The 24900-nt window shown below is 55.6% G+C and carries 23 protein-coding genes; 12 read left to right on the top strand and 11 right to left on the bottom strand.

Annotation, left to right across the window (positions count from 1 at the left end; translation table 11 throughout):
- Positions 1-36 precede the first annotated feature (36 nt).
- From Q0778_RS07215 to Q0778_RS07205, 3 genes are all read left to right on the top strand, one after another.
- Positions 37-1272, top strand: coding sequence for an efflux RND transporter periplasmic adaptor subunit (locus Q0778_RS07215; protein ID WP_298335124.1), 1236 nt, complete (start codon positions 37-39; stop codon positions 1270-1272).
- Positions 1273-1280: 8 nt separating this feature from the next.
- Positions 1281-2024 (top strand): ABC transporter ATP-binding protein, encoded by a 744-nt coding sequence (locus Q0778_RS07210; protein WP_298335122.1) that lies wholly within the window; start codon positions 1281-1283, stop codon positions 2022-2024.
- A gap of 95 nt (positions 2025-2119) precedes the next feature.
- Positions 2120-3289: an ABC transporter permease gene (locus tag Q0778_RS07205; RefSeq protein ID WP_298335120.1), complete on the top strand. Its 1170-nt coding sequence runs from the start codon at positions 2120-2122 to the stop codon at positions 3287-3289.
- Positions 3290-3301: 12 nt separating this feature from the next.
- On the opposite strand, the gene Q0778_RS07200 is transcribed toward Q0778_RS07205, so the two are convergent.
- The 3 genes from Q0778_RS07200 to Q0778_RS16335 form a co-directional block, all read right to left on the bottom strand.
- The gene (locus tag Q0778_RS07200) at positions 3302-4567 is read right to left on the bottom strand and encodes an acyl-CoA dehydrogenase family protein (protein ID WP_298335118.1); all 1266 of its coding nucleotides are present in this window, start codon (positions 4565-4567) and stop codon (positions 3302-3304) included.
- Positions 4568-4649: 82 nt separating this feature from the next.
- Positions 4650-4808 (bottom strand): hypothetical protein, encoded by a 159-nt coding sequence (locus tag Q0778_RS07195; protein ID WP_298335116.1) that lies wholly within the window; start codon positions 4806-4808, stop codon positions 4650-4652.
- A 140-nt stretch (positions 4809-4948) separates the two neighbouring features.
- Positions 4949-5050, bottom strand: coding sequence for an SWIM zinc finger family protein (locus tag Q0778_RS16335; protein ID WP_366519527.1), 102 nt, complete (start codon positions 5048-5050; stop codon positions 4949-4951).
- A 375-nt stretch (positions 5051-5425) separates the two neighbouring features.
- Here Q0778_RS16335 and Q0778_RS07190 point away from each other — a divergent pair, with 375 nt between their 5' ends.
- Complete coding sequence (locus Q0778_RS07190; RefSeq protein WP_298335114.1) at positions 5426-6241, top strand: M90 family metallopeptidase; 816 nt, start codon at positions 5426-5428, stop codon at positions 6239-6241.
- Here Q0778_RS07190 and Q0778_RS07185 read toward each other — a convergent pair.
- The 3 genes from Q0778_RS07185 to Q0778_RS07175 all read right to left on the bottom strand — a co-directional run bounded on the left by Q0778_RS07185 (position 6141) and on the right by Q0778_RS07175 (position 9020).
- The gene (locus Q0778_RS07185; RefSeq protein ID WP_298335112.1) at positions 6141-7691 is read right to left on the bottom strand and encodes a TIGR01777 family oxidoreductase; all 1551 of its coding nucleotides are present in this window, start codon (positions 7689-7691) and stop codon (positions 6141-6143) included. The genes Q0778_RS07190 and Q0778_RS07185 overlap by 101 nt on opposite strands.
- Positions 7688-8377: a DUF4166 domain-containing protein gene (locus tag Q0778_RS07180; protein ID WP_298335110.1), complete on the bottom strand. Its 690-nt coding sequence runs from the start codon at positions 8375-8377 to the stop codon at positions 7688-7690. The genes Q0778_RS07185 and Q0778_RS07180 overlap by 4 nt, the downstream gene beginning before the upstream one ends.
- Before the next feature lie 61 nt (positions 8378-8438).
- A complete protein-coding gene (locus Q0778_RS07175; RefSeq protein WP_298335108.1) occupies positions 8439-9020 on the bottom strand; it encodes a MarR family transcriptional regulator in 582 nt (193 codons plus the stop codon).
- A 562-nt stretch (positions 9021-9582) separates the two neighbouring features.
- Between Q0778_RS07175 and Q0778_RS07170 the strand changes: the two genes are divergently transcribed.
- The 6 genes from Q0778_RS07170 to Q0778_RS07145 all read left to right on the top strand — a co-directional run bounded on the left by Q0778_RS07170 (position 9583) and on the right by Q0778_RS07145 (position 19649).
- Entirely contained in the window at positions 9583-12789 is a 3207-nt protein-coding gene (locus Q0778_RS07170; protein ID WP_298335106.1) for a cytochrome P450, read from the top strand.
- 334 nt (positions 12790-13123) lie between these two features.
- Complete coding sequence (locus Q0778_RS07165) at positions 13124-13381, top strand: helix-turn-helix transcriptional regulator (protein ID WP_298335104.1); 258 nt, start codon at positions 13124-13126, stop codon at positions 13379-13381.
- Entirely contained in the window at positions 13378-14649 is a 1272-nt protein-coding gene (locus Q0778_RS07160) for a type II toxin-antitoxin system HipA family toxin (RefSeq protein ID WP_298335102.1), read from the top strand. Before Q0778_RS07165 ends, Q0778_RS07160 begins: the two co-directional genes overlap by 4 nt.
- 487 nt (positions 14650-15136) lie before the next feature.
- Entirely contained in the window at positions 15137-15442 is a 306-nt protein-coding gene (locus Q0778_RS07155) for a hypothetical protein (RefSeq protein ID WP_298335100.1), read from the top strand.
- Between the two features lie 3 nt (positions 15443-15445).
- The gene (mobF, locus tag Q0778_RS07150) at positions 15446-18385 is read left to right on the top strand and encodes a MobF family relaxase (protein WP_298335098.1); all 2940 of its coding nucleotides are present in this window, start codon (positions 15446-15448) and stop codon (positions 18383-18385) included.
- A gap of 295 nt (positions 18386-18680) precedes the next feature.
- Positions 18681-19649 carry a DMT family transporter gene (locus tag Q0778_RS07145; protein ID WP_298335096.1) on the top strand — a complete coding sequence of 323 codons (969 nt, stop codon included), beginning with the start codon at positions 18681-18683 and terminating at the stop codon, positions 19647-19649.
- A gap of 78 nt (positions 19650-19727) precedes the next feature.
- Here the strand turns inward: Q0778_RS07145 and Q0778_RS07140 are convergent, their stop codons facing one another.
- The 3 genes from Q0778_RS07140 to Q0778_RS07130 form a co-directional block, all read right to left on the bottom strand.
- Positions 19728-20237 (bottom strand): GNAT family N-acetyltransferase, encoded by a 510-nt coding sequence (locus Q0778_RS07140; RefSeq protein WP_298335094.1) that lies wholly within the window; start codon positions 20235-20237, stop codon positions 19728-19730.
- Between the two features lie 339 nt (positions 20238-20576).
- A complete protein-coding gene (locus Q0778_RS07135) occupies positions 20577-21158 on the bottom strand; it encodes an ImmA/IrrE family metallo-endopeptidase (protein WP_298335092.1) in 582 nt (193 codons plus the stop codon).
- Position 21159: 1 nt separating this feature from the next.
- Positions 21160-21480 carry a helix-turn-helix transcriptional regulator gene (locus tag Q0778_RS07130; protein ID WP_298335091.1) on the bottom strand — a complete coding sequence of 107 codons (321 nt, stop codon included), beginning with the start codon at positions 21478-21480 and terminating at the stop codon, positions 21160-21162.
- Positions 21481-21805: 325 nt separating this feature from the next.
- Between Q0778_RS07130 and Q0778_RS07125 the strand changes: the two genes are divergently transcribed.
- Positions 21806-21955: a hypothetical protein gene (locus Q0778_RS07125; RefSeq protein WP_156172168.1), complete on the top strand. Its 150-nt coding sequence runs from the start codon at positions 21806-21808 to the stop codon at positions 21953-21955.
- A 53-nt stretch (positions 21956-22008) separates the two neighbouring features.
- The gene (locus Q0778_RS07120; protein WP_298335087.1) at positions 22009-22665 is read left to right on the top strand and encodes a hypothetical protein; all 657 of its coding nucleotides are present in this window, start codon (positions 22009-22011) and stop codon (positions 22663-22665) included.
- Between the two features lie 13 nt (positions 22666-22678).
- Here the strand turns inward: Q0778_RS07120 and Q0778_RS07115 are convergent, their stop codons facing one another.
- A complete protein-coding gene (locus tag Q0778_RS07115; protein WP_298335085.1) occupies positions 22679-23575 on the bottom strand; it encodes a hypothetical protein in 897 nt (298 codons plus the stop codon).
- Positions 23576-23752: 177 nt separating this feature from the next.
- Positions 23753-24544, bottom strand: coding sequence for a reverse transcriptase domain-containing protein (locus tag Q0778_RS07110; protein WP_298335083.1), 792 nt, complete (start codon positions 24542-24544; stop codon positions 23753-23755).
- Between the last annotated feature and the right edge of the window lie 356 nt (positions 24545-24900).

Below are 24900 nucleotides of genomic sequence, written 5' to 3'. Positions count from 1 at the left end.
GGCGATTGCGGATTTGCAAAACGGGGCTGAGATAAAGTGAAACGATTGCTAGATTGGATCAAACGACACCCAATCATTACCGGCATAATTGCGCTTGTCACAATTCTCATCCTGTGGGGGCTCCTATCATCTGGTGGGCGTGATTATGAATATGTTTCAGAAGATGCGAGCACAGGCGATGTCGCCCGTGTCGTTTCCGCAAGCGGGACGCTTCGCGCCTTAAACACGATCAATGTTGGGGCGGAAGTCTCCGGGCAAATCACTGCGGTCTATGTTGATTTCAATTCGCCGGTGGCTGCCGGACAATTGCTTGCCGAGATTGATGCGACACGGCCGCGCGCGCGAGTGACACAAGCTCGTGCGCAAGTGGACTTGGCACGTGCGAGCCTTGCTCAAGCAGAGGCGTCGATTTCTCGGTCAACAACCGATGTTGACGTTCAAACCCGTGAGTTTGCGCGCCGCAAGGAGCTTTCTGATAAGGGATTTGTGTCGACTGCGGGCTTGGATCAGGCTGAAAATGCTCTTGTTGCTGCCAAAGCTGCCCTGAGCACAGCGCAGGCACAGGCTCAAAGCGCGAGAGCACAAATTGCGCAGAGCATGGCGGAACTGGAGTCAGCGCGGCTCGATCTGTCGCGCACGCGCATCATCGCGCCCACGAGCGGTGTCGTGATCGACAAGCTGGTTGAGCCCGGGACGACGGTCGCCGCCAACTTCCAAACACCCAACCTGTTCACCATCGCCGCTGATACGAGTCGAATGCAGGTCGAAGCTTCGGTTGACGAAGCTGATATCGGCCAGGTGCGCGAAGCTCAGCAGGTGCGTTTCACGGTCGATTCCTATCCCGACTCTGAGTTCGAAGCATCAGTCCAGCAGATCCGCCAATCCGCAACACAGAATGGCAATGCCGTGAGCTATCTGGTCATCCTTGATGTCGACAATTCAGACGGGAGACTCCTCACCGGCATGACAGCCAATGTGGAAATTATCACCGGGGCGAAGAAAGATGTGCTTCGTGTGCCTGTGGCGTCGACACGTTTCCTCCCGCGCGAAGAGGATCGCGGTGAGCAGCCTGAGGGTGATGATGCTCAAGACGGCAAGCAGGCTTATGTATGGGTGCCGGGTGAAGAGCCCTATGCGCCTTCGCGTGTGCCTGTAGAGACGGGCCTTGAAGGTGAAGATTATGTTGAAATCTCAGGTGGGCTTGAGGCTGGCCAATCGGTACTTGTCCGCTCCAAGAGCCTGCGCGGTGATGGCTCGGATGTGGGTTCATAGGGCCGGGCATGGAGCAGCACTCAGGCAAACCTTTGATCGAGACCCGCGATCTTGTTAAATCGTACAATCTTGGCGGGGAGATCATCCACGCCGTGAACGGGGTTTCTCTCTTAATCGAACATGGCGAATATGTTGCGATTATGGGCACCAGCGGGTCAGGCAAATCGACCTTCATGAACATGATCGGCTGCCTCGATGTGCCCACCTCCGGGCAAGTGCTGATCGATGGAACGCCAACCGCAGACATGTCGAGCGATGAATTGGCAGTCTTGCGCAATGAGAAGATCGGTTTTGTTTTTCAGCAGTTCAATCTGCTCGCTCGGACCTCGTCGATCGACAATGTTGCTGTACCGCTCATCTACGCTGGGCTTGATAAGCCGGAAAGACGAACGCGTGCTACCGAGAAGTTAATCGACATGGGGCTGGGCGACCGATTGCTTAACACGCCCGCGAAGCTTTCAGGCGGTCAGCAACAACGCGTTGCCATTGCTCGAGCTCTCGTGACCGAGCCGCTCATGCTTCTCGCCGATGAACCCACTGGTGCGCTCGACACGCGGACCAGCGAGGAGATCATGGCAATCTTTGAAAGCCTCAACGCCAGTGGTATAACTGTCATTGTGGTCACTCACGAGGATGAAATTGCCGAGCATGCCAAGCGCCGAATAGAATTTCGCGATGGCAAAGTGATCGAGGACCGGCCGGTCGGAAATCGAACTGTCGCAGTCGGTGCCTCGCTTGCGGAGGACGTCTAATGGCAAGCGTTCCGGTAAGGCCTAGAAGGTCCAATTTCTTGGCAAGTTGGGGCGTCAATATCGCCATCGCCCTAACGGCTTTGCACACAAATTTGATGCGTTCGATCCTCACAATGCTGGGTGTTTTGATCGGCGTGTTCGCAGTCACATTGGCGGTTGCTGTAGGCAATGGCGCGCAAGAATCGGTGATGCAGTCGATCAACAGCTTTGGCTCCAACATGGCGATCATTGTGCCGGAGCCCGATAATGAGGGTGGTCGCCGCTCCTTTGATCGTGGACGGCTTACGAGCCGTGATTTGCGAGCGATTGAGCGTGAGGTCCCCGGCATAATCGCAACAGCACCGCAACTGCGTTCTACGCTCGATCTTGTGACGGCGGGAGCCAGCACATCGACCAGCGCGGTGGGCACTACGCCGGGCTACGGCCAGATCACCAATCACCCGGCTGATCGTGGCCGCTATATCAGCGAAGCCGATGTCCGTTCGGCGGCACGGGTGTTGGTCTTGGGCCGCACCACGGCAGAGACACTTTTTGGAGAGTTTGACCCAGTTGGCGAAACGGTACGCGTCGATGGGGTGCCGTTTCAGGTCATTGGCCTGCTTGAAGAGAAAGGTTCAACCTTTGGCACCGACAATGATGATACGGTGGTGATGCCAATCTCCACAATTCGTCAACGATTTGTCGGTGACACACTGCCGGGTCCAGACGATTTGCAACTGGCTTTCGCAGGTTTTGAGGAGGGGGCTTCGCTCGTCCAAGGCAAAATCGACATCACCAATGTGTTGAAGGACCGCTACCGGGTCCGCGACGGAGAGATAAACCCCTTCCGTGTGCGCACCACGCAAGAGTTCATGGAAGAAAGCCAGTTCATCACTGGCATCCTGCAAGCGGTGCTGGTGGCTATTGCATCTATCTCACTGCTGGTTGGCGGGATCGGGATCATGAATATCATGCTGGTTAGCGTCACCGAACGCACTCGTGAGATTGGTCTGCGCATGGCGCTGGGCGCGAAGGGAAGCGATATCCGCAACCAGTTTCTTGTCGAAGCCGCTGTGCTGTGCGTTTTGGGTGGGGCTGTAGGTCTGACCTTGGCGTGGCTCGCAGGAGCGGCGTTGACGGCCTATGCTGACTTTCCGGTTCCGATTGGGATCGGCGTCGCATTAGGTTCGCTGGCGTTTTCAGCCTTTTTGGGTTTGGTGTTTGGGAGCTATCCCGCAATTCGAGCCTCACGCTTATCACCAATTGAGGCTCTTCGAACCGAGTAGGCGCGCTCGGCGTTAGTTCGCGATTTTGCCGAAGAGAACGCCTGCGACTTTGCGCATCTGGATCTCTTCTGAGCCTTCGGTGATGCGATAGCGACGATGGTGGCGGTAGATGTGTTCGAACGGCTTATGCCGCGAATAGCCAATGCCGCCGTGGACCTGCATCGCACGATCTGCGGCATCGCATACCAGCCTGTTTGCCCAATAATTGCACATGGAGACCTTGTGCGAGAGTTTTTTCGCGACTTCTGGCTTAGGCATCTGATCCATTTCCCACGCAGTTTTGAAAATCAGCAGGCGCAGCATTTCGCATTGTGTGGCAAGCTCCACGATAGGAAACTGGATCGCCTGATTGAGCCAGAGGGGCTTGCCGAAAGGTTTGCGTTCCTTGGCGTATTGGATCGACTCAGCAACGCAGTATTCAGCAGCTCCAAGAGAGCTGGCAGCTTGCCGGATACGGTTTTCATGGACGAAGTGTTGCGCTGCAGCCAGGCCCCAATCGAGGTCTCCCAGCACCATTTCATCGGGCACGAACACGTCACTGAAGGAGCATTTTGGGTGATCGGTGGGCATATTGAACGTCCAAAGATACTCCCCGATTTCAAAGCCTTCAGCCTTCGCATCAACCACAAAGCACCCCAGGCTCTTCGCATCGCCATCTTCGCCTGAGTGCCGAGCAAAAGTCATGACGTGGGTAGCTGTGTGAAGCCCAGTGGTCCACATTTTCTCGCCATTGATAAGCCAGCCCTCCACGCCATCCTTGGTGTGGCGAGTGGCTGTGGTGTTCATATGTGTTGCGTCGGAACCGTGGGCTTCTTCGGTAAGGCCAAAGGCCCAGCGTTGCTCATCACGCAACATGCCCTCCATAAACTTTTCTTTTTGTGCCGGCGTTCCAAAGTCGCGCATCATCAGCGGCTGGACGAGATTTCCCACGATCGAGTGTTCGTTCTGAAGATCGTTATGGAGCCCAAGCCCCTTCTTGGCGAGGTGATGGCGTATGACCGCCATGCCCAGATTGGTGCCGTCCTGTCCGCCGAATTCATGTGGTAGTTGATAGCGGTAATGACCGGCCTTGTCGGAGAGCTTTTTTGCTTGCCGCATAAGGTCTTCCCATTCCTCTCGCGGCAGGCCTTCATTGTCCCAGTCGGTCCGAGCGTGCTCGCGTCGGTGATCGAAAAAGCGGATGTTGTCATCGCGTTGTTCGAGCGGTTTGATCTCCCGCTCGATAAACTCGTCGAGCACGGTGAGGTAGTCTTGAATATCCTGAGGTATCTCAAACATGGCATCCGCTCTTTTCACGCAAATGAAGATTCGCGGTCATGGATGCACCCTTTGCTTCTCAGATGCAAAATGTGGGCGCTTGCTATTCCTGGGTGACGAAGCGGATCAAAACCGGTGAGGCCGCGTTCAAGCCGATCCTCGATCCAGTCATCGCGGCTATCCCGTACACGATCATCTCTTCGCGCTTCTTGCGATTGCGCTCGTGTTGCGCTTCTGCCTTGGCGAGTGCCTCTGGCGTCATTGTCTTGGGCTCGATATCGATCTTGGTCGCGGCAATCGATGGCTTGGGCCTTTCTTGTCTTCCTTTTCCCGGTGGCGGTTGCCGTACTCGCTCCGCGACGGCGTGAGAGCCAATCCCGCACCCATTGCGGGACACTGCCCTCAGCGAAAGGCGCGTATGTACATGAGCGCAAGGGCATGCTTGCAAAGAAATTTGCGGCTGGGGCAGGTGCAATTGTAGCCAGCGTCAAGTTCTGAGACCACAAGCCGTTAAGGGATTGAGCCACAGCCCCGGCACTCTCCCCAGATAAGCCCGTCGCCATTCTCTCGCAGGAGCGGCCCTTCTGCTGGTTTCAAAAGCTCCTTTGCAGCCGTCAGAGAAGCTTGGTCGGGCCCAAACACTCAATTTTTGCAGTGAAAGCGAAATTGAGAGCCCAAGAACAGGCTCAGCCATGAAGGCTGCACCTCATTGCTTTGCAAGACGTAATCACGATTACAATTGTCGTGAAGGGCTAAACATCAGAAGTTCACAAGAGCATTGGGTCCAAGCGAATAGTCTGCGTCTGGCAATACAGCCCTGACACCCTAAATCGGTAATGATGTCGGCGTTGTTAGCATGAGTGTTTTGATCCCTTCGTAATGACCTTCCTGCCTTTCTTGATTGGTGCCGCGCTAATTATCGGTGTCTTTTGGTATCGTCGCTGGTCTCGGCAGCAGAGGCGTACGCAGCTTTTAGCAACCCCTCTCACAGCGCAACAACGGGCGGTGGTTGCGGAGCTTTTTCCGCTTTTCCGACGGATTCCGGATGAACTGCGCCCCAAGCTGGAGGGCAAGATCAATCTGTTCCTCGATCAGGTAACCTTTCGCGGGAAAAATGGTCTTGAGGTGACCGAAAGCATGCGGCTTTCGATCGCGGCACAGGCGTGCCTTCTGATCGTCAACAGCCCGGCCTGGTACGATACGATCCGCAATGTGCTGCTATACCCCTCGGCCTTCCGTCCGCATCGTAATGCGCATGATGGCTATATCGTGCATGAGGACAGATTGACCTTGCTGGGCGAAAGCTGGGCAAGGGGACCGGTCGTTCTGTCATGGGATCATGCTCTGCATGGTGGCTTTGACCCGGACGATGGCCACAACGTCGTCATTCACGAATTTGCCCATCAATTGGACGCTTTGACGGGCCACACCAACGGCATTCCGATCCTGCGCAAGGGTCAGGCCTATGCAGGCTGGGAGAAAGCAATGTTGGAGGCGTATCAGGGCCATGTGGCGCGGGTTGAAGGCGGGGCCGATACTCTAATCGACCCCTATGGTGCCTCCAATCACGAAGAATTCTTCGCCGAAGCGATAGTCACCTTCTTCGAGAAACCCCGTGCAATGCGGGCTGAGGAGCCAGCGCTCTACGCTCAGCTGTCAGAACTGCTTGCGCTCGATCCTGCGCAGTGGAATTAGGCGGGGAGCCTACGATCTGCGCAAACGCCAGATCGATTGATGGGTATTCGAAGATGAAGCCGCTGCGCCGAGCAACTTCGGGAATGACCAACTGTCCACTGAGCAGCAATTCCTCTGCGAACGCCCCAAGACCCTTGCGAAGGGGCCATGCTGGAACTGGCAGAATGGCAGGCCGTTTAAGCGCCTTGCCAAGCGCGGCAGTGAATTCTGCATTGGTGACAGGTTCTGGCGCAGTACCATTGAGTGGACCGCTTATCTCACGGCGCGCAATGGTGTGGCAGATAAGCCTGACGAGATCGTCGCGGTGGATCCAGCTCATCCATTGCTTGCCATGGCCAAACTTCCCGCCAAGTCCAAACTCGAACGGGGTCAGAAGCTTTGCGAGCATGCCGCCGCTGCGATCAAGGACGAGCCCGGTGCGAAGATACACGGTCCGCACACCTAGGCTTTCAGCAGGCGCCGCCGCCCGTTCCCAGGAACGGCACACTCGACGTGAGAAGCAGTTGGTTCCTTGGGCTTGCTCATCCAGGATTTCATCACCACGAAGGCCATACCAACCAATGGCTGATCCGTTGATCAGCACCTCAGGCTTATGCTCAAGGCGCTTTATCAGGCGGATAATGTCATAAGTGGTGCGCAGGCGAGATTGCACGATCTTGACCCGTTTCGCTTTGGTCCAGGGAGTATCGGAGATGGGTTCCCCGGCAAGGTTTACGACCGCGTCAAAATGCGCGTTATCGGCAATTTCCTCGAGTGATTGAATATTGCGGAGTGGTCCATGCGCAGCGAGCGGCATGACACTGGATTTGTTGCGAGTAAGGACGGTTACCTCATGCCTTGCTGCGAGGAGGCCTTGCACAAGGCGACTGCCGATAAAGCCGGTTCCCCCAGTAACCAGTACCGATTGTCGCGCGGGTAGGATGGCCGCCAGCTCGCTCGGTTCGCGCTCGGTCAAGCGCTCGGTCCGCTTAGCCGCGGCGAGATCGCGCAGACCAGAGATGACTACGCCAATGCTCGCAAGGATGCAGAACCAGCTCATAAGCCCGTGGTAGCTGCTTGCCAGAGCGCTGGGTTGCTGCGCCAAGCCGATTAGCCACGGAATAAGCATGGCGAGAATGACCCCGTAGTTGAGGGTGAGTAAAGTGTGGGTTACTCTTTCGCTCGCCGGAAGCAGCCGGGTGCGATCTTCCTCGACAAAATCCCACAAGGTGATGAAGAGCTCGCCCAACAGGAGAAGCACGAGCGCAATGGCCCAGCCGCCCCGCGGTTCAAACCATCCAAGTGCCATGAACATGACGGCATAAGCGAGATTGCGGATGCCGTGCAGGGTCAGCTCCAACCGTTGCGAAGGACGCCACGCGAGACGTTCTGTCCCCTCATGATGGTAGAGCGTATCAAACGCGCCCATCATCATCTGGGCGAAGACGAAGAACCATAGGATATCGGTCATTGGATTTGTCCTTCTCTTTTGTCGGATTGGTCGCAGAAGCGGCAATGCTGGTGCATGACCTCGCCCAGAAGGGCGTGGTTGAGGGCAAGGGAGAAGGTGAATTCGCCTTCGCCCTGATCTACGTGATCGATGGTAAGCTCACCCGGTGCGAGCCATTGGGGAAGGCGAAAGCGTTTGCCGCCAATTTCAAGAAAATAGTGATCGCTGGAGAAGCGAATGCCGCCTTCAATCGCCCTCACCCGCAAGGCGATGCCGAAACCGCGCCCTAGGTATTCCTCAAGGCCAGTGGGCCCGGCAAACCGCTTGGCTGAATGGATGACCTGCGGAAAGCCGCGCCGCCTTGCGTACATCCGAGTCCATACTTGACCTCCGCTCGCCCCATCCTCTGTCACGCTGACCATTGCGGCGCCTCCGCCTTTGCGTTCCAACGGCAGAGGCGCACCGATCAGGCGGCAGCATTGTGCGAGAATGCGTCCGCTCAGGCTCATCTGGCATGCTGCCACCTGGCCGACATAGCTCGCGCTATCGCCCGCATTGAGCCGCTTGCCAAAGCGCGCACGGACACGGGCAGGCAGGGCATCCCAGCTGGCATTTCCCAAGAGCTGTCTGAAGCGAATGTCAGCCAGCTGGGCTGGCGCACCCTCGTGCCCCAAGATCTGCCGCTCTTCCTTAGCCATCATCTGCATCTTGCCCACCTCCTGAACAATTAGTTATTTCTGTATTGAGAGAAATTCAGTATCAAATTTTTTACCCGTCTTCGGTTTCCGCCTTGTCCTTGCGGCTGACGAACTTGAGAAGGCCCACCACTTTGCCGCCCAGCCCAATCAGTCGCATAAGCTGTTGCGGGGGCACATGGATCATCTGATTGTACCAGCTCTCAACGGTGTTGATGAAATCGTGCATACCGTGGAGACGCTGGCGCACTTCTGGACTAATTTTGGGGTCGTCGATCCCTTCCATCGCGGTCCGGATCGCGGCGACCATGGGGTCAATCTCGCGTTCTTTGCGCCCTTGAGCAACCTTGCTCGCCATCTGCCACATATCGGTTTCAGCGACGTAGTGATCGCGCCTGTCCCCCAGAACAGGCACGCGCATCACCAGCTTCCAGTTAAGAAGTTCCTTGATGCTGTTCGAAACGTTCGAGCGTGCCATGCCGAGCTTTTCAGAAATCTCTTCGGCAGTCAGCGGACGATCGGACAAAAGCAACAGCGCCTGGATCTGAGCAACCGAGCGATTAACACCCCACTGCCCACCAAGGTCTCCCCAGCGAAGCACAAAAGCCTCGACAGCTGCAGGGAGTTTATCCGAATCGATAGTTGTTTCTGTCATGACAGAAATATCTGTCATAATGATGCTTATGTCAAGTGTGTTGGCGGTGAGTGAGGCTAAGCCAAAGAAGGCAAACGGCTTTTCTGTGCGCCATGGGTTGGGACAGGCAAGATCGAGATGTTCGCATAGCCGATCCGCGTCGGTGGTCGACTTTCGGGAGATCTGCGATTTTTCGAACAGGACGCAACCTACTTCCGAATAGCTCCGACTCTTGCGGCAAATGCTTATCGAATAGTCGAGCTGGATTTGGTCAAACGGATCGATCTGGTCGAGCGCCCCTTGGCCGAGAAGCCCCTGTAGTGTGCTAACGCCAATCCGACCAAATCCGCCTCCACCGCCAGACCACAGCCCCTATATGCACTTGATCTCTTGCCGTGCGGCATTGCGGTCGGCCCGGTCACTGGGCGCAAGCGTAGCCATGTGCGTGACAAATGGTGCAAGGTTGCGGAAACTGTCCTCTCATATCGGTGAGCGTGACGGCAAGAAGGTGTTCGTATCTGTCGAATCGTAAATTCATGAGCCCCCTTCCGGTACGAATTCTCGTCTGGCATGAACGGACGCCATGACAGATGCGAGCCAACTCCTTGAGATACCGAAGCCTCCGGGCGTACCGCTACTTGGCAATGCCTTTACCGTTGATGCTTCGAAGCTGATTCAAGAGTTGATGAGGTTGGCAGAAGAGTACGGCCCGATCTTCAAGCTTGAGGTTATGGGCAACACTCTTGTGTTTGTTTCCGGGGCTGATTTGGTCGCCGAGGTTTGCGACGAAAAGCGTTTTGACAAGACCGTCCGTGGGCCGCTCAAACGTTTGCGCTCGATCGCGGGTGACGGACTTTTTACGGGCGATACCGACGATCCGAATTGGTCCAAAGCGCACCACATTCTCCTGCCATCCTTCAGTCAGAAGGCGATGGGCAGCTATCTTCCCATGATGCAGGACATCGCCAGCCAATTGATGCTCAAATGGGAGCGGATGAATTCGGATGATGTGATTGATGTCCCCAAGGACATGATCCGGCTGACGCTCGACACAATTGGCGTCTGCGGCTTTGGTTACCGCTTCAATTCCTTCTACCGTGATGATTTTCACCCATTCATTGAGGCGCTCAATCGAACACTAAGCACCACACAGAAGATGCGCGGCCTCCCCGGCGAGAAATTGTTGAAGGGCGAGCAAATCAAGCAATTGCATCGCGACGCAGCCTACATGAACCGCCTCGTGGATGAGATCATCCGTGAAAGACGCAATAAGGGTAGTGACGGGCCGGAAGACTTGCTCGACTTCATGCTTTCTGGACGCGACGCGCGAACCGGTGAGCGGCTTTCCGATGAGAATATCCGTTTCCAGATCAACACTTTTCTGATCGCTGGGCATGAAACGACCTCCGGCTTGCTATCTTTTGCGCTCTATTACCTGCTTAAAGATCGCGATGTGCTTCGCCGCGCCTATGCTGAGGTGGACGCAGTTCTGGGCCGTAATATTGATCAATCACCAACGCTTCAGCAGATTGGACAATTGCCTTATGTCCGCTCGATCCTGCTTGAGGCGCTGCGGCTCTGGCCAACCGCGCCGGCATTTGGACTGGCACCTTTCAAGGACGAAGTGCTGGGCGGCAAATACGCTCTCCCCAAAGGGACATTCACAACGGTCGTCATCCCCTCGCTCCACCGCGATACCAATGTGTGGGGCGACAACCCTGACGCATTTAATCCTGACAACTTCTCCGCCGAAGCCGAGGCGGCTCGCGATCCGGCAGCGTACAAGCCTTTCGGAAATGGCCAGCGTGCCTGCATTGGACGGCAGTTCGCAATTCAGGAATCGATCCTAGTCTTGGGCATGATCCTTCAACGCTTTGAGCTGTTCGATTATTCGAATTATGAGCTCGACATTAAGGAAACGCTTTCGATCAAGCCGAACGAATTCACGATCAAGGCTCAGCTTCGCAATGATGTGGAGCGGTTGGGGGCGGCGACCGCTAAGGTGCAACCCAACGACGAGGCGCAAATGACATCGCGTGTGGCAAAGCATGGCACGTCGCTGACGGTACTTTTCGGATCGAATTTGGGATCGAGCGAGAGCTTTGCTCGCGAGCTCGCGCAAAAGGCCGAGTTCAGCGGTTTTGATGTGACGATGGCACCGCTCGATGCTTTCGTGGGCAAATTGCCAGCCGAAGGTGCGGTCGCGATCGCCTGTGCGTCTTATAATGGCATGCCACCGGATAATGCGGCGAAGTTTGTCGATTGGCTGGAGGCGACCAAGGCCCGTCTCGATGAAGTGTCGTACTTCCTGGTTGGTTGTGGCAATAGCGATTGGGCTGCGACGTTTCAGGAAGTGCCGCGAAAGATCGATGTTCGCCTCGAAGCGCTTGGCGCAAAGCGTATCGTCGCCAGCGAAGAACTTGATGCGCGGGCCGATGTCGATACGCAGTTCCACACATGGCTCGATGCACTGATCCCCCAGTTAGGTGAGCATTTTGAGCTGGACCTGGAGCCAGAAGCTGGCGCGAATGCTGAGCCGCTTTATACTGTAGAGCTCACCGCGAGCATCACAGGCAACGCTGTGGCAGACCGGGTTGGGACCCGCAACGTCACTTTGGTCCGCAGCCGCGAGCTCAAGGATATCACCAAGGATGACGGGCGTTCGACGCGTCATATTGAGGTCGAGCTGCCCAATGGGATGGAGTACGAGCCCGGTGACCACCTTTGCGTAGTGCCTGTCAACGACAGTACGGTCGTTGAGCGGCTGCTCAATCGATTTGGCCTTGATCGAGATAGTTATGTCCGGATTGAATCACGCAGTGAAATGCGAGGGCCGTTTCCGAGTGGCAGCACTTTTTCGGTCTTGCATCTCGCCAAAACCGCCGGAGAACTGCAAGCGGTCGCAACCCGCAAGGACATCGCAACGCTCGCGCACTTTGTTGAATGCCCCAATTCGAAGGTCGCAATCGAGGCACTCGCTGCTCCTCCCGCAGAGGACGGTAGGGACCTGTACGCGAAAGAGGTGCTAGAAAAGCGCAAGTCGGTACTGGATATTCTCGAAGACTATCCTGCTTGTGATCTGCCGCTCGCACTGTTCCTGGAAATGATCCCATTTCTTAGCCCACGCTACTACTCGATCTCTTCATCGCCTGCGAGCGCGCCCAATCGATGTTCGATCACTGTGGGCGTGGTCAAAGGGCCTGCATTGTCGGACAAAGGCGAATTCAAGGGGACTTGCTCCAACTATCTGGCAGAGCTTGCGCCGGGCGATCAGTTTCAGGCTCTGGTGCGCAAGCCGACGGCCAGATTCCGTCTGCCTGGCGATCCGAAGACCCCTCTTATTATGATTGGTCCAGGCACTGGCATCGCTCCGTTCCGCAGCTTCCTGCAACAACGCGATCATCTGCACCAGCAAGGGGCAGTGCTTGGCGAAGCGCATGTGTTCTTTGGCTGTCGTCACCCGGATATCGATTATCTCTATCGCGATGAGTTGAACGACTTTCATGAGCGAGGCATCGCCAAGGTCCATACAGCGTTTTCGCGATTGAACGGTCAAAAGACCTACGTCCAAGACCTTATTTTCCAAGAGGCAGGTGCCTTGTGGGCAATGATCGAAGCGGGCGCTTACATCTACATTTGCGGCGATGGCGCAAAGATGGAACCCGAAGTGCGGCAGGCACTTGTTACAATCTGCTCCGAGAAGAAGGGGCTCGATAAGTTGCAGGCTGAAGCGTGGTTCGATGCGCTGATGGACGAAGAACGTTACCTGCTTGATGTCTGGGTGGGTTAGAGCCCTAGCTCAGAAGAGACACTGTAGGAAAATGGCGGAGACGGAGGTGGCAAGTAGGCTGATGCAACCACTTGTGGTTTAACGGGAATGCGGGGCGTCTGGAGGGCTTTTTACCACAATTGCTCCCCGGCTTCCCTGAATTGCGATTTGAGCCTCCGATTTTGAGTAACTTTTGGCTGAGTATCACAAGATTTTGGAGACCTAGAGTATGTCCCGTACGGGAAAGCGCTCCCTCCATAGCCGCTCTTCGAGCACCAAATATCCCTTTCGGGAAAATTATCTTGAAATTGATACACTATCCGCATAGATTTCCCGTTCGGGAAAGGTGATGCTCATGCTCAATGTTGCCACTATTGGCCAAATCATTCGCGATGAACGCAAGGAGCTTGGTCTGCGACAGGACGAGTTGGCTGCTGCAAGCGGCGTCGGCTTGCGCTTCCTCGTTGAGCTGGAGCGGGGGAAACCAACTGTCCAGATGGGCAAGGTTTTAGATGTGATTTCGGCACTGGGATGTGAATTGCAGATCAAAAGGCCCGACGGGATCGTGATTGCGGGTCGAGCGGATGCGCCCAAGAAGGATGAGGCGGAGTGACGCTGCCAATTCTGGATACGCTGGTGGTCTGGTGGGACGAGCGACTGGCAGGCGAACTCTCGATCGACAAGGGCGGCGCGATGCATTTCGTATACGCGCCTGACTGGCTGGCTGATGAAACTGCCCCGGCGCTTTCCCATGCGATGCCTAAGCAGCAAGAGCCATATGAAGACCGTGCGTGCAAGGCCGTCTTTGGCGGACTGCTTCCCGAAGAAAGCCAGCGCACCGCTATCGCTCGGGCACTTGGAGTTTCGCCCGACAATCCGTTTCGCCTGCTTGAGGCTTTGGGCGGAGATGTTGCCGGTGCTCTCGCATTCCTGCCCAAAGATGCAAAACCGGTCCAAGAACAATCCGAGACCGCTCCAGAACCACTGCGAGAGAACGAGCTTGCGGCACTGCTCGATCGGTTGCCTGCCGTACCCATGCTGGCAGGCGAGGGCGGCGCGAGGCTAAGCCTTGCAGGGGCACAGAGCAAACTGCCGGTGGTGCTCACTGCGGACTGTGGCATTGCGATCCCTCGTCCCGGCGAACCATCCACGCATCTAATCAAGCCTGAACCGGATCGCTTTGCTGGATTGGCTGCAAATGAGGCCTTTTGCCTCGCCTTGGTCCGCGCGGTGGGCATTGATGCTGCCTATGCAGAGTGGCGCGAGGTGGCCGGCAAGCCGTTGCTGCTGGTCGAACGCTATGACCGGATGATGCTCGACGGAAAGACGCACCGTCTGCATCAGGAAGACTTCGCTCAGGCACTTAGCGTCCCCTCGAACCGCAAATACGCGGCGGAGGGCGGGCCGACTTTCAGCGATAGCTTCGCGCTGTTGCGCAGCGCTGCGACCCGACCCGCGCGTGAGGTGCTGAAGCTGGCCGACGCGGCAATCTTCAATCTCCTTATCGGCAATGCCGATGCACATGCGAAGAACTACAGTTTGCTGCGGCGGGAGAACGGCGAGGTGGTGCTTGCCCCGCTCTACGATCTTGTCGCCACGCATATGTGGAAGGAGCTCTCCCCCAAGCTCGCAATGAGATTTGGTCGCGCGGCGACCCTCGAAGAATTTGACAGCGAATGCGTGGCGAGGTTCGCGGACGAAGCAGGGCTGGGTGCTCCGTACATTCGCCGCAGGGTGAGTGACCTTGCTGACGCAGTGACGGAGGAAATTGAGAAGGGCGTTCAGGTGCCCGGCAATCCGCCTGAGGATGCTGTCGCGCCAATTGCCGAAGCATTATCGACCCGCGCCAGCGCTGCTGCACTGAAGCTTTTGGAAGTTTGAGCGTTAAAATTGATGGAGCCAGACCTCTCTCGTCCGCAATCATGCAACGGATTCGAAGAGGGAACCGCTACTGCGCGATCGGCAGTCGATGCTGAGCTTTAGTGCCACTCAAATTGTCAGGATCCTTCGCCGCGAGGGCGCGGAGATCCGTCGGAAAGACGTTGGAAAACCCCTTAAGAACGAACAGTCGAAATGTCTGGTCACGTGGGGGAGTATGGGAAATTGGAGGGCACACCGTACCCGGAGATCCGGTGTTTGGGAGACGAAGATTTCTGCGGGTTTCGCAGTCATTTGACCATCTGTCGCCAAGTAATGTCATCTGATGTCACTCCGTGACCCGCAACTCGCATACGAGTTGCTCGCGGATAAGCTATTAATTTGAAGTCGAAAATTAGCGTTTTCCTACAAGGTGGTCGCTACCGTAGACTGATGTCAGTCCAAAGGGGGCAATGGGCCGTGGAGGGTCGGCCAAACGTCAGGTGACGCAGTGCGGTTTGCCCTTCAATGCTATGTCGACGAAGACCTTCATGCCCTCGTCAAAGCCGCCGCTGATGCAGCGCATATGAGCGTCAGCCAATGGCTGAAACTCACTGTTATCGAGGCTCTCGAGCAGCCCCAGGACGACGCGTTCCGCGATCAGGTTCTGGCCGATCTGCTCTTCACCAAAATCGCGCTCGACGGCTGGCTCCGCACACACAAAGATAAGGAACTGCGGGACCGGGTTGTGGTCGCTTACCAACGACGCATTCGCGAATATCGCGAGCGCAAAGTCGCGAAGCGCGAGGGGCGCTGAGCGATGCTTTCGGTTGCCAATGTGCGCTCGGCCGGCGGTGCGGCCAACTACTTCGCCAACGACAATTACTACACCAAGGCGGACGCTGACCGGTCCGGAATCTGGGTCGGCAAAGGTGCCGAGCGGCTGGGTCTTTCGGGCATGGTCGATACCAAGCCGTTCGAGGCAATCCTGCGCGGCGAACTGCCCAACGGCGAGCGTATCGGACACCAGGGCCAATACCACCGCGCCGGGACCGATCTGACCTTTTCACTGCCCAAGAGCTGGTCACTGTTGGCACTCGTCGGCAAGGATCAGCGGATCATTGACGCGTACCGTTCAGCGGTCGTCGAAACGCTCCAATGGGCGGAGAAGAATGCGGCTCAGTATCGCATTGAAAAGGGCGGGAAGGAGCGACTTCATGCGAGCGACAACCTGACCATTGCCCTGTTCCAGCACGACACCAACCGCAATCAGGAACCGAACCTGCACTTCCACGCCGTCGTCGCTAATATGACGCAGGACAAGGACGGCAAGTGGAGGGCGCTGCGCAACGACAAGCTGTGGAAGCAAAACACTCTTCTCAATGCCATGACGATGGCGCGCTTCCGGATCGAGGTCGAGAAGCTTGGTTACCGGATCGGCGCATTCGGAAAGCACGGTAACTTCGAAGCAAAGGGTGTAGACCGTGACGCGGTGATGGCCTTCTCGACGCGGCGTCAGGAGGTGCTCGAAGCCCGACGCGGCGGCGGGCTTGAGGCGGGTGTGGTCGCGACGCTGGCGACCCGGCAGGCCAAACAAAGCGATGTTGATCGCGGTACCTTGATGGCCCAATGGGAAGGGCAGGCTTGGGATCAGGGGCTCGACCTTGAAGGCATGGTGCGCGACGCCCGGCTGCGTTCGCACGAGCTGACTGTCGCGGCTGCAAAGCGAGCAACTGATCGCCCCACTTTGCTTGAACGGGGCAAGGCAATGATTGCCAGCGTCGCCGAGCAAATGGGCATCAGGGAGGGCGATCCGCTCATCCCCAAGCGGCTCCATATGAAGGGCAGGGAAGAGATTGCGACGGCTCATGCGGTCGCTTCGGCGGTGCGGCATCTATCAGAGCGAGAGGCGGCGTTCACGGCCACGGATCTCGCCAAGGCGTCGCTCGATTTCGGTTTGCCGACGACGATGAAGTCCGTCGAGAAGCGCATTGGGCAACTTGCTCAGCAGGGCGCGCTGTTGCGCGGGCGTGGCGCGCAGAAAGGTTGGCTGACAACATCCAATGCATTGGCGCTGGAGAGCCGTATGTTGGCCGAGATCGAGAAGGGAAACGGCGCAGTTCGTCCGATCCTCAACGCAGACGCCGCAGGGCCATACCTGCAAGCTTCAGCAGCTATCAACTACGGCATGAAGTTAAATGCCGGTCAGGAAGCAGCAGGCCGGTTGATCCTGTCTTCGACCAATCGTGTCGTGGCCGTCCAGGGTGTGGCAGGAGCAGGTAAATCAAGCGTGCTGCAGCCACTCAATCAGCTTCTGGAAGAGCATGGGAAGAGGGTCATTGGCTTGGGTGTTCAGAACACGCTGGTGCGCATGCTGGAGAAGGATACCGGCATCCCGTCGATGACATTGCATCGCTTTCTTGGACAGAATCGTAAGCTCCTCGATGGCTCGGCAGCCAAAGCCGACATCGCCGCTGCGCGCGAGGAATATAGGGACACTGTCCTCGTACTCGATGAAGCATCAATGGTCTCTTCCCGCGATCAGGACCGGCTGATCCGGCTTGCCAATCTGCTTAAGGTCGATCGCCTCGTGCTCGTGGGCGACGAAAAGCAGTTGGGGGCTGTCGGAGCGGGCAAGCCTTTTGCTCTGGCGCAGCGTGCAGGGACCGCAACGGCGCGCATGGACCACAATCTTCGCGCCCGCTCCGATACCCTGAAGAGGGCGCAGCAGGCGGCCCAGTCGGGAAAGACCAGTAATGCGCTCGAACATCTCAAGGATCACATCGTCGAGGTCCAGGAGAACAGCGCAATAGTTGCTGCGGAACGCTGGCTGTCACTTCCGCCTGCCGAGCGCGAGCGCACGTCGATCTTCGCAGCAGGTCGTCAGTTGCGCTCCGAGATAAATGCCGCAGTCCAAACCGGGCTCGCCGCCAATGGTGAGATCGGACCAGTGAGCGCACAGCTTAAAATTCTATCCCGTGTGAACGCAACCCGGGAGGAATTGCGCTACGCGCGCAATTACAAGCCGGGCATGGTTCTTGAAGTCGCAAGCCGACAAACGCGGCACGGGCTCGGGCGCGGAAGCCACCAGATCTCCGCCGTCGATACCGAAAAGGGCGTTGTCACATTGCGCGATGAGCGAGGCAATTTGCGCCGCCTTGTTCCGTCCAGATTGTCTGCGAAAGGCAGCGACCAGACCTTGCAGCTGTTCGAGAGGAAGGAACTCGATCTGTACACCGGAGACGCGATCCGATGGACGGCGAGCGACCACAAGCGCGGAATGATAAATGCAGACCGCGCAACTGTGACCGCGATCGATCAGGACGGGGTGACGGTCACGAGCTCCAGCGGCATGGACCACAAACTGAAACCAGACGACCCGATGTTGAAGCGGATCGACCTCGCCTATGCGCTCAACGCCCATATGGCGCAGGGCCTCACAGCAGATAAGGGCATTGCCGTGCTCGACAGCCGCGAGCGGCGACTGCTCTCGCAAAGGAACTTCCTCGTTACGATCACGCGATTGCGGGATGAGCTTACGCTGATCGTCGACAGCCGGGACAAGGTTGGGAGAGGTATTGCGGCCAACTTAGGCGAGAAGTCTTCGGCAGCTGAAACCACCGACCGGCTTGGGACTGCGGCAGCCAAAGGAGTCAGGGCGGCTCAAATTCAGTCGACCAATCATGATCGGCAGGCTGAACACGAAAATGCACGAGAGCTAGTCAAGGAGCGGATCAAGCCGTTCGAGATTGGCTTGTAGCGAATTGGCACGAATTGGGCCGATTGAAGAACGTCAGCTTTAGGTTTCGAAGGATCGGAGAGCGGTCATTCCACTTACGACCCTAATGTCGGTCATAGACAGTAAAAACATCATTTCCTGAATGCGGACGTTGTTTGCGCTCGCTCAAAGTGTTTTAGATGGGGTGGAAGTGGCCTTTCTAGTCTTCCTTCGAACGAGGCTATAGCCGATTGAGGTTGCAAACCTGAATTTGACAACAGGACATGTTGCTAAAATCCGCTAGCCAGAACATCTTCCGGAACGTGTCGTACATACAATGCTATACAAGGTAGGTCGCGCCAAGTGCTGGAAGCTCCTTGGCCGCCATTCCTCTGTAACACGATGGAGCTTTAAGCTTGTGGTAGTGATCTTCACTCGAACTGACAGACCCTTGTATGCGCTTACCTTGCGCTTATGTGGAATAGCGAGTTTTGCGCTAATGGCGGCGCTGATAAAGCTTGCGGCTAATAGCGGAATTCATCTTATCGAACTGGTGTTCTGGAGACAGGTCATCGCTTTGCCTGTAATCTTGAGTTGGGCGATGCTTTCTGGTGGCCTTGCTAGGCTGGCGACCAAACGACCACTAGCGCACGCCGCGCGCGCTGGTTACGGCTTGATCGCAATGATGCTAAGCTTCGGCGGTCTGATTTTGTTGCCACTGGCTGAGGCAACGACCCTTGGATTTGCGGCACCAATCTTTGCTGTCTTGCTTTCTGCTGTCTTACTCAAAGAAAATGTCGGCCTAATGCGGTGGTGTGCAGTTCTCGCAGGCTTTACAGGTGTCGTCATTATAGCCCAACCAGGGAGCGACGCTATACCCCTGACAGGCGCACTGGTCGCTCTTGGCGGCGCCTTCATGGTGGCGCTCATCTCTACCCAAATCCGCGATCTATCCCAAACGGACACCCCCCCGGTGATCGTTTTTTGGTTTTGTGTTTGCTCAGTTGCGGTTTTGCTAGTGCCGGTGACTTTGCTGTTTGAGCCTTACAGCCCTCGCGAATGGTTATTACTGTTAGGCCTTGGTCTCACTGGCACGTTAGGGCAGTTGCTGATTACGATCGCACTGCGTTTCGGCCAGGTCTCCAGCGTGATGACTATGGACTACTCCAGTCTCCTGTGGGCAGCGATGTACGGGTGGCTGTTATTCGATACGCTTCCTACCAATACGCTTTGGTTGGGTGCACCTATGTTGATCGCAGCGGGTATGGTGATTGTATGGCGAGAGACAATCATAGCGAGCCGCTAGGGGCTCGCATCAAAAGGCGCTGGTAGCTGTGTTTCCGTCCCTAGTTTTAACTAGACAACCGAAGCACATATAATCCTCTCAACGCACATCGCGTGTTAGTAGGTTGACGCTGCTATTATCAAGTTGAGTGTTCCCAGTATCGAGATAACCAATCCGTTTGGCAAGTTTGATAGAAGCTTTGTTGTCAGGACTTATTACACAGGCTGTTCGCCCAGCGAATTTTTCGTCAAACCACGCCTGGGATGCTATTGCGGCTTCAAACGCATATCCCCTGCCGTGAAAACAAGAACGCAGAGTCCACGACATTTCGATGAAGGTATCGGTTTGACTGCTAAGGTCGCGTTCAAAACGCGCGAAGCCAATCTTTCCCACATATTCTTCCGAGGCCTTTTCGATGATTGAAAACAACCCGAAATCCTCGATCACCCAATGTCCAACATCGCGGAGAAATTTCTCCCATGCCTTAGCTCGCGTGAGAGGCACGCCCCCAAGATGCAGAACGACTCGTTGCTCCGCGAACATTGCAGCAGAGGCCTCGAAGTCTGAGTAAATCGGTGGACGCAGTTCTAAATGTGCGGTTTCAATCATCTTTCAAGTAGAGCGGATGATCGCTTTAAAGCAATCACATTTTCGCTGTGGATGACTAGGATCGTATTGTAGGCGGTTATTCGCGGTTCAAATGAAAAGCGTCTGCTCACTTTGCTGAAGACAGCGAAAGCAGACCGTCCGCTTCCCACCCAATCTCCGCCGTCCCGGCGATCTTCGAAATGTCCTGAAAGCGGTCGTCGGAATCATGGCAAATCTCTGGTCTGGAAATGGGCCGTATGCTGACTGTCCGGTTATCGATTTCGCAATGCACAAACCAGACATTTCATGAATGGCCCGCATTTGCGGAATTGGCGGAGAGAAACTCGCTGCGTACCCTCATTAGCCTCGGGCTCTGCGCCTTCGTGCATTCGAAAGCTGGTAATCAACCCCGGTCATGCGGATGCGCCAAGTCAGCATCTGACTACTCACTTGATAGTTGTTCTGAGCTTGATGTTCGGTCAGTCCCGTCCGGCGAATTTTCAGCAACGCTGGGCGCGGGAGGAGCAATGTTCCCGCTAGCCAATCCGCCTCATCTTCTTGGTCTTGATTGTATGAGGTAGGGACGAAATGACCATCTGCGCTCAACCCCGCTGAGGTCAGCTCATGGCCGAGCAAGATATGGGAAAGCTCGTGCATGATGACGCTATTTTGACGCGGTTCGGACTGGCTAGAATTGACGACAATCAGATGCTTCTCACCAACCCGCATTGTGAAAGCCGACCAACTGTCGGGGTCCGTGACCGTTAGCTGCACCAAGTCGTCATCACTCACTCCCGCGATGTCCACTTCGGTCCAAACCAGAATGTCATACGCAGAAGCGACCTTGCGTGCACTCAAGGGAGCGTCCGGCTGGAGGCCGAACTTCTTGCGAACCTCGACAGATCGTCGTTCGCTCTGTGCCTTGAAGCCCCGCTTGAGCATATCAATGTCCCGCTACGTTGCTCACCTTGGCCTTAAACTGCTCCTCAGCTCGCTCGATAAGTCGAGCCAGCGATTGCGCGGTGTTTGGTGCGAGGGTTTTGTCCTTTTTAAACGCGATTTGAAGTCCGCCCATCGCTGTGAATTTTGTGACTTCTTCACCGATCCAATCGCAGACCTTTTTCAACGTTAACTGATCGGGAATATGACCGTTTTCGATCTTTGAAAGCGTTGTAGGGCTGATACCTATCTCCCGCGCAGCAGCTCTGACCCCCATGCTTCCACGCTTTTGAAGAACGAGGCGTCCTAGGTCATCGAGTTGCATTCCCCCTCCTGTCCATAAAAATGGTATTACTGTAACAATATGGTGGACACTTCGCCATCGAAGCGGTAAGTGTCCACGAAACTGGTGCAGTTATGAATCACAGCTCAGCCAAGAGCACAAGGAGTTTTTGCAAATGGGCGACCCTTTTTCACAGGAGTGTGCGGAATTGGAAGGGCTTCCAAGAAGATGAAACCGGCGGTCCGTCGGCAGCTTCAAGACATTGGAGTGCAGGTGGATGCGGAGGTCTACCCGAATGTATTCAATGATGGGGTCATGGCGCCCAAAGGCTCTATCGTTGATCGAGAAACACTGGGCGCGGAGAACTATGATGAACAACAAGGACCGTGTCGATCCGCAGCCGGATCGTGGCAAGGGGCCGCCGGATGGCAAAGGTCGTCCTGTCGATCCCGGGCGTCCTGTAACACCGAGCCGTCCAGCAGCGGGCGACTACGTGAAAACTATCTCGGCCAGCTAGATGCGGTATTTGCGGCATACCCGCGTACCGCTGTCTGGACGAGCAATGAGGGAATGTGGCTTGCCGTTGATAGCGCAGTTCTGTCTGGGCTTGATCGCAAGGCCGCATTCCTGATTGCTGTCCCATTTCGCCATTTTCAGCCCATTCGAGCGTGGGCTTTTTGGGCAACTGCGGTCAGCCGAACTTGGATCGGCCCCCGCCATACTAACGCAGTCGATGGATCGATCTGCGCCTTTAATCCATCCGAAGGAACGTGGAAGGTCGGTGGCGATCTAGTCGCGTTGATTGACCAATACACAATGTGGGTCTTCTGCCAGCTACACCTAGAAGTTATAGGTTGGTGGCCAGGAAAGCAGACGGCAGATTTCATCTATGAGCGCCTTACAGAATTGAAGCACAACGAATGGTGCGGCTGTCGGCCTGACGCAGGACGTTATGCAGAATGCTGCAAGAAGTCTGATCTTGCCGCAGACCGTTTTCAGGCTGCGATGCAGTTCGTTGGTGGCTTCTTGAAATTCAAACCTCGCAAGCCCCCGGTCAGTGTGTCCCGGCTGATTTGTGAGGGAGGCGAACCCCCTGTATTTACGCGTGCGAGACCAGATCCAATGCTGTTTGTCGGGTCTTGTCTCTTTCCTGCAAAAGTTGACGGCAAACTATCGGGTTCTGCTGCATGGATCATGCAGAGGTTCGACCAAACCAGAAACCGGTGAGGAAGCTTTCGAGCTAAAATGGAATGTCATCATCCAGATCATCGTATGACGAAGGCGAAGGTAGAGCGCCTTTCGGTAAAGGTAAATTCGTTACGACGAACAGGTTCAGGATATCGTCTCTGTCCATAAACATAACCTGCGAACGTTTCGTTGCGTCGAGCTTTGTACCTATCCAATTGCGAGCCTGCTTTGTGATCTCACCTCCAGCAACAATGAATGCGTGATCCACCAGCACTCGCCGACTGATCTCCGGATCAAATATCTCATGTCCGAGCATCATGGTTATTTGGTTGTGTATCTCAGCGACATTGCTGGTGCTTCTACCAGACGCGTCGAGCTTCCCTTTTTTTGCTTGAATCCCAAAGTAGAGGATGTGTTGCGTGGGAAGAGTAAATTTCATCCACACGTCTTTGCCATATTCGAGGGCCTTGTCTTTATGCCCGGCAGCAGTGATCCGATGGAAGCCCAATTGGCGGAAAAGTGGCAAAAGCACTTCTTCTATAAGCTCGTCCTCAGAGCAATTGTCGAGATACGACACAAGTTGATCACGACGCTCCATCTCAGATGGAGTGAGTGGCCGGTGTGGGTTTGCCACCTGAGCAATTCTTTTCGTTGCAATGTGACGTAGTTGAGCCGTTTCATTCTCGTCATAGAAGGCCTGCCAGCCTTCACGAGCCAGTACAACGTTGATGGCTTCAAGAGCCTTGTCTCGGTCTGCATCATCGTCATCAGCCTCGGCTTTGTCGAGCACTCGTTGAATTATGCGTATGAAAGCGTCGGGAGGAACCGTTGGACTAGGCTGAGGCATCGCGAGCACCTCCTCCAAACGCTCCGAAACCCACATACCGCGTGTCGAGCCATCGTGCACATATTCGAGGTCACAGTCTTCAAAGAACTCGGTGATGTACATGCTGGATCTGTAGTGGAAATGGTCATCATTTCCGCAAACGATGTTCGCGAGTGCTCTGAGGTTTCTCGGTTTCCATTTCATTCCCGACCTTTAACTAACTGGCGTTCGAGTGAATAGTGTTGCTAGCCGTTATACACTCGCCAAACTGTTATCGCGCAGCCTTGACAAGCGCTTTGACTATGCTGCGCTGCCCTGCTCGCCTGACCCAAGCAAATTAGTCAGCGCGTCCGCCTGCCCTTTATTGACGGCACCTACGTAACCGAGAACGCCGCCGATGGTCCATTCAGAGCCATATCGAATCGCGACTTCGAACTCGGCCATTCGGTCTTCAATGATTTCCATACGACCTGACCCGAACTTGATATTGAAGCTGGTTACTTCTGATGCTGGACCTTGTGTTTTTTGGTCGTTGAACACGAAATTGCTCGTCTTGGCGGCACGATCAAGCGCTGTCATGCCTTCGACAAGCGAAGCCTTGTTGTCGCCTGAAATGGTAAGGTCATCGACATAAACAGATACACGCAATCCAGAACGTTGAATCTTGCCGAGTGCTGTTCCCAACGCGGAATTGGCAAGGGCTAAAGATGCGAGTAACGGTGATTGAACGAAGCCAAATGGGATGCTGAACTCACGATTGGGTGGAGCCTTGTCGACTACGCTGTCACAAGCCATCTCGTAGGCATCTTCATGCGGGATGCCGATGCGAAGTAGCGAGCGTTGCACTCTGCTCCGACTTATCTGCTCAAAGAAGCGCTTAAGGTCCATCGATGCGATCCACGGCTGGTCTTTATGAAGTCGCGCTGCCGCGACGTGGCCTCCGTCGCGCAGGTGGAAATAATTGCGCGGAGCCTTCCATAACCCTTCGACACGCTTCTTGATCTTACCGCCAACTTCACGGCCATGGTCAGTGGGCACGAAAACCTTCGTTCCCGGCTTAAGCGTGAAATGATGATCGAAGAGATTGCGCACGGTAGTTGGTGACCTCGCCTATGAACTTGAGAGCGTGATAAGCGAACTTAAGCACGCGGGTTCCCCAGTCCAAGGCGAGGCCACAGTAATGAGAAATCTTTTGTTTCGTCATAACCGCGGGTTCTCCCACTTATCCCCGGCGGCCTAGCGCTTGCGCGCGAATCACCAACCAAACGACATTCTGCATGGCCCGATGGACACATATTCGAATGCCCCGAAGTGGCTCATTCAGGAAAATCCCAAATGGTCACGTGGAAAAACCTCATGCCGAGGAGCCCAAGATATGGGTATCGCGCGCAACTCGGTCAAGATGCTGAAGTAGTTTCTTAAATCCCGGTCACGCTCTGTCGATGGCG

The sequence above is a fragment of the uncultured Erythrobacter sp. genome (assembly GCF_947502395.1).
Lineage (GTDB): Bacteria > Pseudomonadota > Alphaproteobacteria > Sphingomonadales > Sphingomonadaceae > Erythrobacter.
The sequence above is the reverse complement of the archived record's forward strand: the minus strand, read 5'-3'. Positions and strand labels throughout refer to the sequence as shown.